Source organism: Silvibacterium bohemicum, assembly GCF_001006305.1.
In the GTDB taxonomy this organism is placed as follows: domain Bacteria; phylum Acidobacteriota; class Terriglobia; order Terriglobales; family Acidobacteriaceae; genus Silvibacterium; species Silvibacterium bohemicum.
The window spans coordinates 59,182-74,561 of the sequence record NZ_LBHJ01000014.1; the positions used below are offsets into that span (position 1 = coordinate 59,182).

The 15,380-nt window shown below is 58.8% G+C and carries 13 protein-coding genes and 1 tRNA gene; 5 read left to right on the forward strand and 9 right to left on the reverse strand.

Translation table 11 applies throughout. From position 1 onward, the window contains the following. Positions 1–37 precede the first annotated feature (37 nt). A complete protein-coding gene (gene rplI / locus XX99_RS20230) occupies positions 38–496 on the forward strand; it encodes a 50S ribosomal protein L9 (RefSeq protein WP_050061236.1) in 459 nt (152 codons plus the stop codon). Positions 497–576: 80 nt separating this feature from the next. Here the strand turns inward: rplI and ruvX are convergent, their stop codons facing one another. The 5 genes from ruvX to XX99_RS20255 all read right to left on the reverse strand — a co-directional run bounded on the left by ruvX (position 577) and on the right by XX99_RS20255 (position 7,480). Then, positions 577–1,020: a Holliday junction resolvase RuvX gene (ruvX, locus tag XX99_RS20235; protein ID WP_082125774.1), complete on the reverse strand. Its 444-nt coding sequence runs from the start codon at positions 1,018–1,020 to the stop codon at positions 577–579. Then, a complete protein-coding gene (locus XX99_RS20240; RefSeq protein WP_050061238.1) occupies positions 1,013–2,881 on the reverse strand; it encodes a glycoside hydrolase family 35 protein in 1,869 nt (622 codons plus the stop codon). Before XX99_RS20240 ends, ruvX begins: the two co-directional genes overlap by 8 nt. 43 nt (positions 2,882–2,924) lie before the next feature. Further along, on the reverse strand, positions 2,925–4,508 hold the full coding sequence (locus tag XX99_RS20245) for a hydantoinase B/oxoprolinase family protein (RefSeq protein ID WP_050061239.1): 1,584 nt from the start codon (positions 4,506–4,508) through the stop codon (positions 2,925–2,927). Further along, positions 4,505–6,451: a hydantoinase/oxoprolinase family protein gene (locus XX99_RS20250; RefSeq protein WP_050061240.1), complete on the reverse strand. Its 1,947-nt coding sequence runs from the start codon at positions 6,449–6,451 to the stop codon at positions 4,505–4,507. The genes XX99_RS20245 and XX99_RS20250 overlap by 4 nt, the downstream gene beginning before the upstream one ends. 102 nt (positions 6,452–6,553) lie before the next feature. Continuing rightward, positions 6,554–7,480 (reverse strand): alpha/beta fold hydrolase, encoded by a 927-nt coding sequence (locus XX99_RS20255; protein WP_082125775.1) that lies wholly within the window; start codon positions 7,478–7,480, stop codon positions 6,554–6,556. 127 nt (positions 7,481–7,607) lie between these two features. On the opposite strand from XX99_RS20255, the gene XX99_RS20260 reads away from it, so the two are divergent. The 3 genes from XX99_RS20260 to XX99_RS20270 all read left to right on the forward strand — a co-directional run bounded on the left by XX99_RS20260 (position 7,608) and on the right by XX99_RS20270 (position 12,873). Further along, positions 7,608–9,041, forward strand: a complete 1,434-nt coding sequence (locus tag XX99_RS20260) for an MFS transporter (protein WP_231581529.1) — start codon at positions 7,608–7,610, stop codon at positions 9,039–9,041. Positions 9,042–9,238: 197 nt separating this feature from the next. Then, positions 9,239–10,321: an alginate lyase family protein gene (locus tag XX99_RS20265; protein WP_231581530.1), complete on the forward strand. Its 1,083-nt coding sequence runs from the start codon at positions 9,239–9,241 to the stop codon at positions 10,319–10,321. Between the two features lie 71 nt (positions 10,322–10,392). Further along, complete coding sequence (locus XX99_RS20270; RefSeq protein ID WP_050061242.1) at positions 10,393–12,873, forward strand: glycoside hydrolase family 2 TIM barrel-domain containing protein; 2,481 nt, start codon at positions 10,393–10,395, stop codon at positions 12,871–12,873. A gap of 142 nt (positions 12,874–13,015) precedes the next feature. Here XX99_RS20270 and XX99_RS20275 read toward each other — a convergent pair. Then, positions 13,016–13,102, reverse strand: a tRNA-Leu gene (locus XX99_RS20275). A 196-nt stretch (positions 13,103–13,298) separates the two neighbouring features. On the opposite strand from XX99_RS20275, the gene XX99_RS20280 reads away from it, so the two are divergent. Further along, entirely contained in the window at positions 13,299–13,532 is a 234-nt protein-coding gene (locus tag XX99_RS20280) for a hypothetical protein (RefSeq protein WP_050061243.1), read from the forward strand. Between the two features lie 77 nt (positions 13,533–13,609). Here XX99_RS20280 and XX99_RS20285 read toward each other — a convergent pair whose 3' ends face one another. The 3 genes from XX99_RS20285 to XX99_RS20300 form a co-directional block, all read right to left on the reverse strand. After that, entirely contained in the window at positions 13,610–14,038 is a 429-nt protein-coding gene (locus XX99_RS20285; RefSeq protein WP_050061244.1) for an OsmC family protein, read from the reverse strand. Between the two features lie 423 nt (positions 14,039–14,461). After that, positions 14,462–14,695: a hypothetical protein gene (locus XX99_RS20295; protein WP_050061246.1), complete on the reverse strand. Its 234-nt coding sequence runs from the start codon at positions 14,693–14,695 to the stop codon at positions 14,462–14,464. Then, complete coding sequence (locus tag XX99_RS20300) at positions 14,692–15,291, reverse strand: PadR family transcriptional regulator (RefSeq protein ID WP_082125776.1); 600 nt, start codon at positions 15,289–15,291, stop codon at positions 14,692–14,694. The genes XX99_RS20295 and XX99_RS20300 overlap by 4 nt, the downstream gene beginning before the upstream one ends. Positions 15,292–15,380 lie beyond the last annotated feature (89 nt).

Below are 15,380 nucleotides of genomic sequence, written 5' to 3' on the forward strand. Positions count from 1 at the left end.
CCCTGTCCCCTACTCCCTGCCTTTAAGGAGATTTGCAATGGAAGTTATTCTGAAAGAAGACGTCAACAACCTCGGCCATCGCGGTGACGTGGTGAAGGTAGCCGACGGCTACGGCCGCAACTACCTGCTTCCGAAAAAGCTGGCCATGGAAGCGAACGCCGCCAACAAAGCGGTCATCGACCAGATGAAGGCATCCGCTGTCCGCCGCTCCGCTAAGGAGAAGTCGGAGGCAGAAGCACTCGTCGCGCAGCTCAACAATGTCACGCTGGTCTTCGAGCGCAGAGTCGGTGAGAACGAACACCTCTTCGGCTCGGTCACCTCGGTCGACATCGCGCAGCAGCTGGAGCAGAAGGGCTTCAACATCGACCGCCGCAAGGTGCAGCTCGAAGAGCCACTCAAGCAGGTGGGCGAGTTCCACGTGCCGGTCAAGCTTCACCGCGAAGTTACGGCGCACGTCGCCGTGACCGTCAAGGGCGAAGAAGCAGCCGCCCAGTAGTACTGAGTTCAAACAAAAAGCGGGACGTCTCTCAAGGCGTCCCGCTTTCTTATTCCCCGTTTCTTACTAGAAGTGCAGCTCTACTTGCCCGATCGCTCCTGCGCCTCCATCCATCCCCTGAGAATTACTGTCGCGGCGACCTGGTCTATGACCTGCTTACGGTCCCGCGGGTCGTGTCCGGCTTCGTCGAGAATCTCATGCGCTGCGACGGAACTGAGGCGCTCGTCCCACAGGTGCACCGGCAGACCGGAGCGCTCTCGCAATACGGCAGCCAGTGCCTGCACCTTCGCCGCCCATGGGCTGACATCCCCGGAAAGGTGCAGTGGATTTCCAACCACGATCTCCACCACCTCGTGCTTCCGGATCAGCCGCAGCAGGTTGCGCATATCTTCGCCCGGATTTTTTCGCCAGATGGTCATCAGGGGTTGCGCGGTGTAGCCGAGCGGGTCGGAGAGCGCGACACCCACGCGCGCCTTTCCTACATCCAGCCCCATCACGCGCCCCTTCGGCACGGAGTTACTCATCGCCGCCACTCAGCGGGGCCTTCTTTATCGCGCCATTCAACACTGGATGATCCAGCCCCTGCATCGTCCTCCCCGTCTCGCCATTCAGGTCGAAGACAACGACCTCGTTTTTCCCTTGATGCAGCCATGGTCCGGGAAGATAGAGCGCCTTCTGTGGTCCCACACTCCAGACGCGCCCCAGCGGCCGGCCATTGACCCACACTTCGCCTTTTGTGAAGGCGCTGGTATCGAGGAATGTATCCGCCGGTTTGCCGACGGTGAAGGATGCACGATAGAAGCACGCGCCGCTGCACCCGTCGCCGGAAAAGGAAAGCTTGTCTGGAGTCAACATGGGCAGCGAGTAGTTTTGCCAACCTGGGATCGGCTTTCCCGCAAGAAGAACGTCTCCCACAATGCCGGCGCGCTCGGTTGGAAGGGTGTGGCCGAAATTTACACGCGCCGTATTTTCGACAAGGATATCGAGCTGCGTTTGCTCTGCAGGAACATCGATAGCCAGCGTGTGCTGATCGAGCCTGCGATCGATCGTTCCGGCTAGCTTGCCGTTCAGGTAGACCTGCGTGTAATCGTGCAGGGTTGCGATGGTCAGATCGCCGGCTACCGGCCCCGTAATCGTAGTGCGATAGAGGATGTATCCATACGCCTGATCGAGATCTTCCATCGAGAGCGGCTGCTCGGAGCGCACGGGCTTCGGCAGCCCACTCCATAGCGACACGCCCTCAGTGAAAGAGAACGGCGCGACCTGCATCGCGGGCGCCACTGCAGGAACCGGCGGCAGTTGCTTGCCGGTTGCCTGCGCGATGGTCGTGCGCAGCAGCTCATATTTCGGCGTCACGCGTCCGCTCTCGTCGAGAGGAGAGTCATAGTCGTAACTCGTGACGTCGGGTTCATAATTCTTCCCGTTCGAATTCGCGCCGTTCATCCATCCGAAGCTGGTGCCGCCGTGAAACATATACAGGCTCACAGAATAGCCCTGGCGCAGCATCCAGCCGATCTCATCGGCCTCTTCTTTGGCGCTTCTGGCTTCGTGCGGAGCACCCCAGTGGTCGAACCAACCGTCCCAGTATTCGCCGGACATGAAGGGACCATCCGGCCGCAGCTTTTTCAATTTGGGGAACTCGGTCTTTGCATCGCCGGTGCCGAAGTTGATGACGGCGGGCAGCTCGGGAAGCGATCCGTTGGGAATCTGGTCCGCGCCATCGGCGGTATAAAGCTGCGCCTTGGTGAAGCCGGCATCGACGAGGATATGATGGATCGCCTCCATGTAGGCGTGGTCGCTGCCGTATGAGCCATATTCGTTTTCGACCTGCACCGCGATGATGGGTCCGCCGTTACCGATCTGTAGCGGAGCTACTTCCTGCCCCAGGCGCAGCAGCCAGGCGCGCGCAGCCTCAACAAACTTAGGGTCGCTGGAGCGAACGACCATGCCGTGATCTTTGAGCAGCCACGACGGAAAGCCGCCCCACTCCCACTCCGCGCACGAGTAAGGGCCGGGACGCAGAATCACATACAGACCTTCCTGCTGCGCCTCGCGGATGAACTCGGCAACGTCGTTGTCCCCGGAGAAATCGAAGACGCCCGGCTTCGGCTCATGCTCGTTCCAGAAGACATAAGTCGTGATCGAGTTGAGCCCCATGGCCTTGGCCATGCGCAAGCGATCCCGCCAGTAGGCGCGCGGCACACGCGCATAGTGCATCTCGCCGGAGATGATCTGGAAGGGCCTGCCATCGAGCAGAAATTGGCCTTGATCGACGGTGAACGAATGTCCGTGACCGGCTGTCCGCGCAAAGCAATGCGTGGAACCAAGACCAACACCGGCAGCAAGCAGCAGAATATGCAACGCGCTTCGAAGTATTTTCTTCATTGCGTTGAAAGCTTATAGGAAAACTTCGGTTTCAGCTGCGAACCTAGCCCCATCCGCCGCCGCCTGGCGTTTCGATTCGAATGCGCGCGCCCTTCGCAGCATGAACGCTGCATTTGGAAGGAAGCTCGACCGGATCTTTCCCGCTCTCGATCAACAGCGCTCGACTACCTGCTCCTGGCTGGCCTCCAGCCAGTCCATACGGCGGAAACTTACGGCGGTCGGAGAGCAGCGTGACCTGCGAATCCGTGAGCAGCTCGATCTCCCGCACCAATCCATCGCCGCCGCGGTATTGTCCATCTCCACCGGAACCTTGCCGATAGCCATACGAACGCACTCGAAACGGATAAGCGTATTCGAGAGCCTCGACGGGCGTATTCAGAGAATTCGTCATGTGCGTGTGAATCCCGGAGATGCCATCGAGCCCAAGCCGCGCACCCATGCCTCCTGCAGTCGTCTCGTAGTAGGTGAAAGTCTGGCCGGTGCGTGGATCGATGCCTCCGATAGTCAGGTTGCTCATCGTCCCTGCGCTGGCAGCAGGGATCCTCTGCGGAGCAGCCTGAGCTAATGCGCGAAGCAGCACATCCACAATGCGCTGCGAGGTCTCGACATTGCCTCCGGCGACAGCGGCGGGTGGCCGCGCATTGACGATGGTTCCTTCAGGCGCGAGAACGGTAATGGAATTCATGAGGCCCGCGGTGGCCGGCGCATCTTCAGCCAACAGGCAGCGGAGTACATAGAAGCAGGCCGACCAGGTGATCGCGTACACCGCGTTGATGCTGCCTGCGGCCTGGGGTGAGCTGCCGCTGAAGTCGATGGTGAGCGAGCCCGCCTCGGGAGCGATGGTGATCGCAACCGCGATGCGCAGCGGCTCGTCGCTCACTCCGTCATCATCCAGGAAGTCTTCGGCGTGGAATGTCCCTGCGGTCAGCTTCTGCAACTCCGCTCGCATGAGCCGATCGCTATAGCTCAGCAATGCCTCGGCAAGTGCCGACACATCGTCGAGCCCGTATTTCTCCACGATCTCACGCAGTCGTCGCTCCCCCAGTCGGCATGCGCCAATCTGTGCCGCGAGGTCGCCTTCTCTTTCTTCAGGCGTTCGTACATTGTGCAAAATCAACGAGAGCATCTCGCGATCGATCTCGCCGCCGCGCATGATGCGAACGGGAGGAATGCGAATGCCTTCCTGATAAATTTCACGGGCAGGTCCCATGGATCCGGCGAACATGCCTCCTACATCTGCGTGGTGCGCTCGCGCGGCAACGTAGAAGAAAGGACTGCTGTGTTTTTCGATGAAGACCGGCAGCACCAGCGTAATGTCGGGAAGATGGGTGCCGCCTGCGTAAGGATCATTCAGCATGGCCATGTCACCGGGCTGCAGCGGCAGCGACTCGGCGGCGATCTTTACCGACATCGGCATGGAGCCGAGATGCACGGGCATGTGATCGCCCATAGCGATGACGCGGCGTTGTGCGTCGAAGATGGCGCAGGAGTAATCGCGGCGCTCTTTGATGTTGGGCGAGATGGCAGTGCGCCGCAGAGCTGCGCCCATCTCTTCGGCGATGGAATGGATGCCGCTTTGAAAGATGGCGAGAGCGATGGGATCGGAAATGGAAAGGGATTTCTTCATCCTCGCACCTCGATCACCAGGTTTTCGAGAGCGTCGACCTGCAGGCGATCTCCTGGAGGAACTACGGTTGCGGAGCTGTATTCGGTGACGATAGCGGGACCGCTAAACGCATCTCCAGGACGCAAAGCCTGCCGGTTATAGATGCGAGTGGAGAGTAATTCTCCGTCAAAAAATACGTCGCGTGCCGAGCTGATCGCCTGATTTCCATCTCCTTCTTTCAACTCATGCCGAGGCGGATGGAGCGGCTCCGATGCTGCGACGACGCGCACGCGTATGTTGACGATCTCCACCGGCCGCTGCTCGCTGGCGAAGCCATAGCGCTGCTGATGCAGGAGATGAAACGCGGAAAGCATGTCTTCGCCGAAAGGAATGTTGAGTTCATAACCCTGGCCGCGATAACGCAGATCGACGGTGCGCATGAAGACGCCTTCCAGCTCTCCACGGCTGCGGTCTTCAAGCTCGACGAACAGATCTTCCAATTCAGCATCGGCCGGCAGCATGACGGTCCGTGAGAAATCGCGAACCGCGTCGGCAAGCAAAATGCCGACTGCGGAGAGAGCTCCGGGCATCGTGGGAACCACTACGCGAGGAATGCTGAGTGCGCGCGCCAAGGAGCAGGCATGCAATGGTCCGCCACCACCGAAAGCGACGAGGGTGAAATCGCGCGGATCATAGCCGCGCTCGACGGATATCACGCGGATCGCCTTCTCCATCGATGTTTCGACAAGACGCAGAATTCCGGCGGCAAAAGCTTCAACAGTTTCGATTGATCCTTTGCCCTTCTCCATGAACAGGCGTGTTCGCTCGCGATCGAGCTTCACAGCGCCGCCGAGAAAGCTCTCAGAATCGAGACGGCCGAGAATCAAGTTGGCATCGGTCACTGTCGCTCGCTCTCCGCGCCCGAAGCATATCGGTCCTGGCGACGCACCTGCCGACTCCGGTCCGACGCGCAGCAGTCCGCCAGCATCGAAGCGCGCCAGCGAGCCTCCACCCGCTCCCGCGGTATGGATATCGAGCATGGGAACGCCAATGGGAATGCCTGCGATCCTCGACTCGTTGCTGAGTTGAGGGCCGCCGCGATGTGCGTCGACGAGGCAGACATCGGTCGAGGTGCCGCCCATATCGAATCCGATGATGCGGTCGAAGCCCCCCAGCGTGGCCAGCCGATACGCTCCCATCACTCCACCGGCAGGGCCGGAGAGCACAGTCCGCACCGGCTCCTGCGCGGCAAGCGCGGCAGGAATGATGCCGCCGGAGGACTGCATGACGTCGACGGTGCTCAGAAATTCTTGATCCACGCTTGCCGACAGCTGCTGCATGTAGTCGCCTACTACGCGCGCGAGGAAAGCATTGGCGACGACCGTCGAGGCGCGTTCATACTCTCGAAATTCAGGCAGGATGCGATGAGAGATAGAGAGCGGCAGGCCGAGGCTTTCGAGCGTGGCAGCTACTTCGCACTCGTTATCAGGATTCGCGAAGGAGAAGAGCAGGGACAGTGCAATCGATTCGGCTCCGGAGCTCGCAATCTTCTCCGCTAATCGTGCGAGCGAAACTGCATCGGGCCGCTTCAGGATTTCTCCCTCCGCCGTCGTACGTTCTTCGATGCCGAAGCGAAGCTCGCCAGGCGCAAGACAATCGGGCGCCGGCTGGAACCAGTCGTAGAGTTTCGGGCGAGCCTGTCGTCCGATGGCGATGGTGTCTTCAAAGCCTGCTGTGGTGACGAAGGCAACGCGCGCGCCCTTGCGCTCGATCATTGCATTGGTGCCGACCGTCGTTCCATGCCGCACGGCTGAATGCCGCTGTGCTCCGACCTGGCGCAGAGCTTCGAGAACAGCCCGGCCTGGATCGCCGGGTGTAGAGAATATTTTCAGGACCTGAAGCTTGCCTTCTACGAGGAAAACGCAGTCCGTGAAGGTTCCACCTGTATCGATCGCTATGCGCATGGGCAACTGGGCTGTTCGATTGCCAGTGTAGCGCAACGGACACGCCCGAAATTCGCCCTCCGGCGAGTCAAAGCGATGGCATCGCAGGCCGGCTGGCAACGGTCATTCATGCGACCGGAGAAATGTATCCACGACCTGCACATATTTATCTGGCTCTTCGTACGACGGAAGATGTCCGCTCTTCGCAAAGATGACCAGCTTGGCATTGGGAATGGCTTTGTACATTCTCCACGCTGTGAGCGGCGCGACATTCATGTCATAGCGCCCGGTAATGACCAGAGTCGGAAACTTGAATTTCGGCAGTTCGGCGGTGAAATCCGCCGTGGATGCGGCTTCTCCCACGGCGGCTCCGACAGCCGGGGTGTAGCCAAGGTCTTTGATGTTCGCCAGATAAGTATGCAGCAGGTCTTCACTGTAGAAGATCATGCGGAAGTGATTGCGCAGCATCTCTTGCGCCGCCTCGTCCGTATTGCCGAGCTTCTTCGCGAGTTCCGCGTCCTGTTCTTCGATATCCGGAAAGACCTGGGGCAGCAGATGCACGATGTCCTTGAGCGCGGGCGGAGCGGAATCGCTGAGGATGAGTTTATGAACGTGCTCAGGATGGGCCGCGGCATAGGCCATCGACAGAAATCCGCCGAAGGAATCGCCGACGAGGTCGACTTTCTCAAAGCCGAAATGTGCGCGGACAGCTTCAAGGTCGGCAACCTGCGCGTCTACCGACTGCGGAGCGCCGGAGCGGACAGCTTTGGACTTGCCGGTTCCGCGCTGATCGTAGAAGACGACCTGCCGTCCCTTCGCAAGGCGAGTCCAAACGTCGTTCTGAATCATGTAAACATGCGAAAGCCCGGGCCCACCGTTGATCGCCATCACCGGCGTCTCGGCTGTGGGAGAGCCATAGACTTCATACGCGAGATCGACATCCCGCGTATGGATCGTTCCCGTCTGCGGAACGATTGGCTGGGCGATTGCCGGTATGGCAAACATGCAAAGAAGGGCAAGCCGCACTGGCGCAAAAAAAATTTTCGACATCTGTAATTCCATTTCCGGTCGAGGAAGTCTGTTCGACCTTGATCTTAACGCGTCGCCAATTTTGATCATCGAAGTACATACTAGCTTGGGGAAGAAGTTGAGGTCCCCTCAACTTTGGAGTTCCGCATTGCCCACCGATACCTCTGCGCCTGTCCATGCCAATCTAGTTCTAGCCATTTGCTGCATGAGCCTGCTGCTGGTGGGAATGGACGTCACCATCGTCAATGTCGCGCTGCCTGCCATTCAGCAGGATCTCCACGCGAACCTCTCCGGGCTTCAGTGGGTTCTCGACGCTTACACGCTGGTTGTCGCCAGTCTTCTCATGTTCTCCGGCTCCATGTCGGATCGTTACGGACGCAGAACGGTCTTTCAGATCGGCCTGACCCTCTTTTGCGCGGGGTCGCTGGCGTGCAGCCTCGCGCACAGCATCGGCCAACTCATTCTCTTTCGAGCGATGCAGGGCCTGGGCGCCTCGATGCTCAACCCGGTAGCGCTCTCCATCATTGCCAATGTATTCCCGCAGCCAAAAGATCGAACCCGCGCGATCGGCATCTGGGGAGCGGTCGCAGGCCTCTCTCTGGCGCTGGGTCCCATCATTGGCGGCGCATTGACGCAGGCCGTCGGCTGGCGCGCCATCTTCTGGATCAACCTGCCCATCGGTGTTGCTGCGTTGCTTCTCGCCGCGAGATTCGTGCCTGAGTCGAAGGCGCCGCGGGCTCGTGCGTTCGATCCTGTCGGCCAAGCCCTGGTGTTCGTCGGCCTCACTTCGCTTACCTATGCCGTAATCGAAGGCCCGCGCTCCGGTTGGGCCTCCGCTTCAATTCTCGGCCTTTTCGTCATTGCCGCGATTTCACTCGGAGCGTTTCTCCTTTATGAGCCGCGCCGGAATGATCCGCTGATCGACCTGCGGTTCTTCCGCAGCGTGCCGTTCAGCAGCGCAGCACTTCTCGGCCTATTCGCCTTCGCATCCTTCGCCGGCTTCCTCTTTCTCAATGCTCTCTATCTCCAACAGGCGCGTGGATTCTCGGCTTTTCACTCGGGTCTCTATACGCTTCCCCTGGCGGTGATGATGACCATCTGTTCGCCGCTCTCCGGCCGAATGGTCGGCAGTTACGGCCCTCGCTTCTCCGTCATGATTGCAGGGCTCGGCTTCATACTGAGTACGCTAATACTTACTGGCCTTAGCACGGCTACTCCGAAGCCTCTCCTGCTGCTGGCCTATGCGCTCTTCGGCATTGGACTTGGCATGGTCAATCCCGCGATCAGCAACAACGCCGTTGCGGGAATGCCGCTGTCGCAGGCGGGCGTAGCTGCTGCTATCGCCTCCACAAGCCGTCAGGTCGGCGCTGCCCTGGGTGTCGCCGTCGCCGGTACAGTGGTCAGCGCGAGTCGAACGCACAATACGGATTTCACGCAGGCCACGCATCCCATCTGGTGGCTGATGACCGCAAGCGGCGTCGTCATACTCCTCGCGGGTTGGATCTCCACCACGCCCTGGGCTCTCGCCACCACAAACAAGGTGGTCTCCTCGTTGGGCGGCGTGGCGCCAGGGACAAAGTAGGCAGTGGAGCGTGTTTCGCTCGCGGTTATATCTACCGGACCGCGCGGCTTGTTTGCGCGGTCCACAGACTATTATTTCTGCGAGGCTCGAATTTGATGGTTGTTACACGCAGAAATTTTTGTATTGCGGCCGGCGGAGCAGTCATTGCGACATCGAGTCGGCATCTATGGGCAGCACCGGCTTCGGCGGCTTACCGGATGGTTGCCCGCACAGATCGCGGCCGGATCTTGCAGGCCACGAAAGAATACCTCCCGATGGAACCGGTCACGATCACGGCCTTCCGCTCGCCGAAGAGCCCCGGAGGACCACACGACTTCTTTTCCCAGGCGGATTATTTCTGGCCAGACCCTAAGAACCCAGATGGCCCATACGTGAACCGCGATGGACAGAGCAATCCCGACAACTTCAACGAGCATCGCAAAGTCATGGTCGATCTGTCGATCAGAATGCCCGCACTCACAGCGGCGTGGCTTCTGGCTAAAGACCGTCGCTACGCCAAACGTGCCGGCGACTATCTCCGCGCCTGGTTCGTAACGCCGGCCACACGGATGAATCCGAACCTCGAATATGCGCAAGGCGTGCATGGCGTTTCAACGGGCCGCAGCTATGGCATCATCGACACGCTTCACCTGGTGGATGTCGCACGCGCCGCGAGTTTCCTGGGACCGGAGGCGCTCTCTGCCGAGGAAGCGCAAGCGGTGAACGAGTGGTTTCGCGAGTATCTCGATTGGTTGAAGACCAGCCCCAATGGGCAGAAGGAACGCGCGGCCCTAAACAACCACGCGACCTGCTGGGCGCTGCAGGCTTCAGAGTTCGCCCGTCTGATTGGAGATGAGGGCACCCGCAACGATATCCGAAAGTGGTTTGAAGATGCGCTGCTGCCCAATCAACTCGGCATCGACGGATCATTTCCGCAGGAACTGGTCCGCACCAAGCCATATAGTTATTCGATCTTCAACTTCGATGTGATGGCAGGACTCGCGCAGTCACTGAAAGGCGCTGGCACAGATCTCACCACGTTCGCGCTGGCCGATGGTCGAGGTCTCTGCAAGGCGGCCGCGTTTCTCTATCCCTACCTCAGGGACAAAGCAGCGTGGCCCTACAAGAAAGATGTAGAGCACTTCGACTCTCTGCCGGTGAGGTCGCCGGGGCTGCTCTTCGCTGGAATTGCCTGCCATCGCGAGGAGTACGTCGCTCTTTGGAAGACGCTGAATCCCGATCCAACCGACAGAGAGATCATTCGCAACTATCCGATTCGCCAGCCGCTGTTGTGGGTGTGAGGCGAGGCGCGAGGATCTCTCACGGAAAATCCATACCGTATCGTGTAGCGAAATATTGTTTAAGGAGCTGAATGGAGATTTCCCGGCGTTCGTTTGTGAAGGGCAGCGGAGCGGCATGCGCGTTGGGAGCGTGGGGCACAAGACCTGGCCTAGCGTCTGTGCTAGGCTCTGCGCCCGCTGCTGATACAGTGCAAGAGCCAACCCAGCAACGTCTCGACACGGGATGGGAGTTCTATCGCGGCCCGCTCGATCCGCGCTTTCAGGTCTGGCACAGCGAAGAGCTTGTAGCTTGGGAGCCGGTTACGCTTCCGCATTGCTTCAATCACTACGATGCCTGCGATCCTGACGTGCCGGCTTACCGCGGCGTGGGCTGGTATCGAATCAAACTCGGCGTCGGCAACCCCTATCCCCAGGGACGGACGCTGCTTCATTGCGAAGGCGCAGGACAGAGCTCCGAGATCTACATCGGCACGCAGCAGGTAGGCAGGCATGTCGGCGGTTATAGCGAATTCACAGTCGATATCACCGACGCCTGTCGCGGGATGAAAGAGATTCCTCTGGCGATTCTCTGCGACAACGGGCGGGACATCGATCGCATGCCGTCGGACCTGAGCGACTTCACGCTTTACGGAGGCCTGTACCGGCATGTTCATGTGATCTATGTGCCGGCTGTGTCGCTCGATGCCGTGCATACAGATGTCGCATTCGAGCTGGGCAACTCCGCGATGGTGAGCGTGAGTGCGAGTCTCTATGCGCCGGGAATACAAGCTGGTCCGCTGCAGTTAGAAATTTCGATCTATGATTCGCAAAGCCGCCGCATCGCCCATCAGGCGGTCGAGAAGAATGTTTGGCAAGGCGAGACGCAGCTTGCACAATTCGAGCTGCCAAGTCCTGAACTATGGTCGCCGCGCTCTCCCGGCCTTTACCTCTGCGATGTGCAGCTAAGATCGGCGAACGGAATTTCCAGCAGTTCGCATCGCTTCGGTATACGGCACACGCGCTGGGAGGATTATGGCCCGTTCTACCTGAACGGCGAGCGGCTTGAATTGCGGGGGACACAACGTCACGAAGACCATGCGCGCTACGCGGCTGCGATGCCGGATGATTTGATCCGGCAAGAGATGCAGTTGATGAAAGACATGGGCGCAAACTTTGTCCGGCTGGCCCACTATCAGCAATCGAGACTCGTTCTCGATCTGTGTGACGAGCTCGGAATCTTCGTATGGGAGGAGCTTCCCTGGTGTCGCAGCGGCGTGGGCAGCGAACTTTTCCAGGAGCGGGGACGCGAGCAGTTTCGCACCATGATCGACCAGCACCGCAACCATCCCTCCGTTTTGATGTGGGGCCTCGGCAATGAAGATGACTGGCCCGGAGAGTTGAACGGTGAGGATCATCAGGCGATTCGACGTTACATGACGGAGCTGCGCGATCTGGCACATAAGCTCGACCCCTCGCGCATGACGTCCTTCCGTCGCTGTGACTTCGCACGCGATATTCCGGATGTCTATTCGCCATCCATCTGGGCCGGCTGGTATAGCGGCAGCTATACCGAGTACCGTGCGGCGCTCGAGAAAGCGCGGCCCACCGTGCCGCATCTCTTTCACGCAGAATGGGGCGCCGACAGCCACGCCGGCCGCCATGCCGAAGATCCTGACCCGGCGCTGGGACGCGTCTTGACGGGAAAAGGTACAGGAGAGAAGGGATTCGATTACAAGCTCACCGGTGGCGCGGTGCGCGTGGCCAAAGACGGCGAGTGGAGCGAGTCCTACGCCTGCGATCTCTTCGACTGGTACCTGAAGACGCTCGAAGAGCTTCCCTGGATCACCGGATCGGCGCAGTGGATCTTTAAAGATTTCACCACGCCATTGCGAACCGACAATCCCATTCCGCGGGTTAACCAGAAGGGTTTGCTCACACGCGACATGACACCAAAGGAAGGCTATTACGTCTTCCAGTCATACTGGGCGGAGAAGCCGATGGTGCGCATCTACGGTCATAACTGGCCGGTGCGCTGGGGCAGCGCCGGGCAGCAGCGGAGAGTCCGCGTGTATTCGAATTGCCGCAATGTAGAACTTTTCCTGAACGGCATCTCGAGGGGTACGAAAAAGCGAGACAGCCAGGATTTTCCGGCCGCGGGTCTGCGCTGGGACATTCCATTTCGCGAAGGCCCGAATGAGCTGCATGCGGTTGCTCATGGCGTAAGTGGGACGCTCACCGACACCGTCAGCTTCGTTTACGAGACACGGAAGTGGGGGCCACCAGTGAAGCTCACTCTTATACTCAAAGACCATCGCGACAATATGACGGCTACTGTAGAAGCGGCTATGGTGGATGCCGCAGGCGTGCGCTGTCTGGATTCGCGGGCGGTAGTACGGTTCTCCTCCGCGGGGGACGCCACGCTGATCGACAATCTCGGGACGCCCACCGGCTCCCGAGTCGTCCAGATGTACAACGGGCGTGCGGAAATCAGCCTTCAATATCAGCAGGCGGTGTTCGTAAGCGTGACCTCACCCGGAGTCGAAACTGCTTTCTTGAAAATTCCAAGTAAATGAGGGAATGACGCGAGCCTGCAGAGGAATTTCCTTGGAACGAAAGCGTTCTTCACGATGCAGGCGGGAGGCCGCAGAAATTATTGAGCGGTCGAAATAGCAAAACGGCCCGCTACGGCCGTCTAAACCATTGATGCTGAATATTTGGTGCCGAAGAAGGGACTCGAACCCCCACACCCTTGCGAGTACATGGACCTGAACCATGCGCGTCTGCCAATTCCGCCACTTCGGCACGCATGTGATGTCCAGCGCAAAAGGCTGGACTGGCAGCAGGTCTTAGTTTTACAAAGCTGTGCGATAGTGTCAAATTGATATCACTTTCCTCCCTAACTGTGGACCGATCACCCCAATTCGTGCGACTCTGCCATGTGAAGCGACATCTGATTATGGATGCACTTCATTCTGGCCTCCAGGAGTGGTAATGATCTATGACTGACGCCACCGGATCCGCCTCCATCCCATTGGAGCAGGCCGAAAAGATCCGCGTCTTCTCCCACGATCTCAGCAATGCGCTCGAGATCATCATCCAGACCAGCTATTTGATCGGGTTACTTCCGCTTGACGAGAACGGCCGTCAATGGCGGCAGATGCTCGATCAGGGAGTACAGCAGGCAGCTAAGATCAATCGCGATCTGCGCGATTACGTCCACAAAAACAGTTAGACGGGATCATAAAACAAAACGGGCGCTGCGACGGCTCATCGCAGCGCCCTGTCACGCTGGATTACGTTGCTATTGGATTACGTCAGCTTCGCGTCCAGAGTAATTTCCGTATTTCCCTTGAATAACCGGGAGATGGGGCAGCCAGCCTTGGCGTTCTCGGCAGCCGTTTCGAATGCCGCTTCGCTTGCGCCGGGAACCTTGGCTCGCGTGGTGAGATGAATTGCCGTGATGGTGAAACCGGCATCCGTCTTGTCAAACTTCAGCTTCGCAGTCGTCTCCAACGATTCCGGGGTGAGGTTCGCCTGTCCCAGCTGAGCGCTCAGAGCCATGGTGAAGCATCCGGCATGAGCCGCAGCGATCAACTCTTCGGGGTTGGTGCCAATGCCATTTTCAAACCGGGTGCTGAACGAATATTGCGTCTCCTTCAGAACTCCGCTTTGGGTGGAAATCACGCCCTTGCCGTCTTTCAATCCGCCATGCCAAACCGCGCTAGCTGTGCGCTCCATAAAACTCCTTCTCTTTGAGAAATGTAGGTGGGTCGATACTGAGTTGGGATGCTGAAATATGCGGATCATTGCCGCGCTTTGAGCATAACCAAACGCGAGTCTCTCGTCGAATGGACGCTCCTGCGTGGCTTACAGGTTCATGAACATTTTGGAGAAGAAGTTCTTCGACGCACTGAAAGGTGCGATAAGCTTTTCCAGTGGACGCCGGATCTCCAGAGCAGACCAGGCTTGAAAGCCGATCCAACGCCGAAGCGGAGCCAGATCGTGCGGGCGAATCTGCCGCCGAGCACCATTCCGTTTACTGTCCCACCTGCTCCAGCCGGCTGTATTCGCGGCGCTGCAAGTTGATCTGTAACAAATGCGGTTACTATCTGAGCTGCGCCGACTACTACTGAGCGTCGTTGCGGTGCGGTATCGTTCAAGCTACGAAGCGCTGCGCTCCCGCAATTGCTGATTCACTACAAGCAACTCTCCCACCAGCTTCAGAAGCCTCGCGTTCGCGGCTTCCAGCTCTTTGAGGCGGCTCTCTTCCGTTGCGTGTGGCGGCGTGGTTGCACTCGGAAGGGGAAGACGCCCAGCGCCAGCAGGCGACAGCGCAGTCTCCCCCTTCGATTGGCCAAGCCCGTGTGATTGACCGCGATTGATGGGTTCGTTCATCCGATCGACTCGATCTCCTGTGCCGCCCTGTCGATGATCTCCGCGACCTGGTTGATCTGATCCGGGGTCAGATTGCCTTGAGCGAAGCGCATTTTAAGAGCCAGTTTAAAGTTGTGCATCGCCCGCATCACCTGCGGGGTGCGTCCGCTGCCGAAGGCCTTGCCTACTTCCTTGATCCGGCCCAGCAGCTGATCGATCCGGGTTTTGTTGCTCTGCAGCTCGGCGCGGCCGGCATCCGTGATGGTGTAAAGCTTCTTGCCGCCCTGTAGATCAACGGTGGCGAAGCCCTCGTCTTCGAGCAGGCTCAGCGTGGGATAGACGACGCCCGGGCTGGGAACGTAAACGCCGCCCATCTGCTCCTCGATGCCCTTGATGATCTCGTAGCCGTGGCTGGGCTTCTCGCCAATGAAGCTCAGGATGACCAGCCGTAGCTCGCCGTTGTCGAAGAGGCGTCCTCCCAGATCGCCACCGAAGCGGTGGCGGCCGTGCCGTCCCCATCCTTCGCCGATCTCCGACCAGAATCCCCCTTTGCCGCGAAAATGCCTGCGGCCACAGTAATCGTCCTCGGCGTGCCTTTCATGATGTTTTCCAAACATAATCGATATTCTCCGATACTTCTAAGATATATCGTAAGATACATCTTAGAAGTATCGGGATTCAAGAAAAGATCGAGTTTTGAATGATT

Bases quoted from the DNA above. Each gene is read 5' to 3' on its own strand.
- XX99_RS20265 (WP_231581530.1), top strand. From the start codon at position 9,239: ATGGTTGCCCGCACAGATCGCGGCCGGATCTTGCAGGCCACGAAAGAA.
- XX99_RS20250 (WP_050061240.1), bottom strand. From the start codon at position 6,451: ATGCGCATAGCGATCGATACAGGTGGAACCTTCACGGACTGCGTTTTC.
- XX99_RS20295 (WP_050061246.1), bottom strand. From the start codon at position 14,695: ATGAACGAACCCATCAATCGCGGTCAATCACACGGGCTTGGCCAATCG.
- XX99_RS20240 (WP_050061238.1), bottom strand. From the start codon at position 2,881: ATGAAGAAAATACTTCGAAGCGCGTTGCATATTCTGCTGCTTGCTGCC.
- XX99_RS20300 (WP_082125776.1), bottom strand. From the start codon at position 15,291: ATGTTTGGAAAACATCATGAAAGGCACGCCGAGGACGATTACTGTGGC.
- XX99_RS20270 (WP_050061242.1), top strand. From the start codon at position 10,393: ATGGAGATTTCCCGGCGTTCGTTTGTGAAGGGCAGCGGAGCGGCATGC.
- XX99_RS20285 (WP_050061244.1), bottom strand. From the start codon at position 14,038: ATGGAGCGCACAGCTAGCGCGGTTTGGCATGGCGGATTGAAAGACGGC.
- XX99_RS20245 (WP_050061239.1), bottom strand. From the start codon at position 4,508: ATGAAGAAATCCCTTTCCATTTCCGATCCCATCGCTCTCGCCATCTTT.
- ruvX (WP_082125774.1), bottom strand. From the start codon at position 1,020: ATGAGTAACTCCGTGCCGAAGGGGCGCGTGATGGGGCTGGATGTAGGA.
- XX99_RS20280 (WP_050061243.1), top strand. From the start codon at position 13,299: ATGACTGACGCCACCGGATCCGCCTCCATCCCATTGGAGCAGGCCGAA.
- rplI (WP_050061236.1), top strand. From the start codon at position 38: ATGGAAGTTATTCTGAAAGAAGACGTCAACAACCTCGGCCATCGCGGT.
- XX99_RS20255 (WP_082125775.1), bottom strand. From the start codon at position 7,480: ATGTCGAAAATTTTTTTTGCGCCAGTGCGGCTTGCCCTTCTTTGCATG.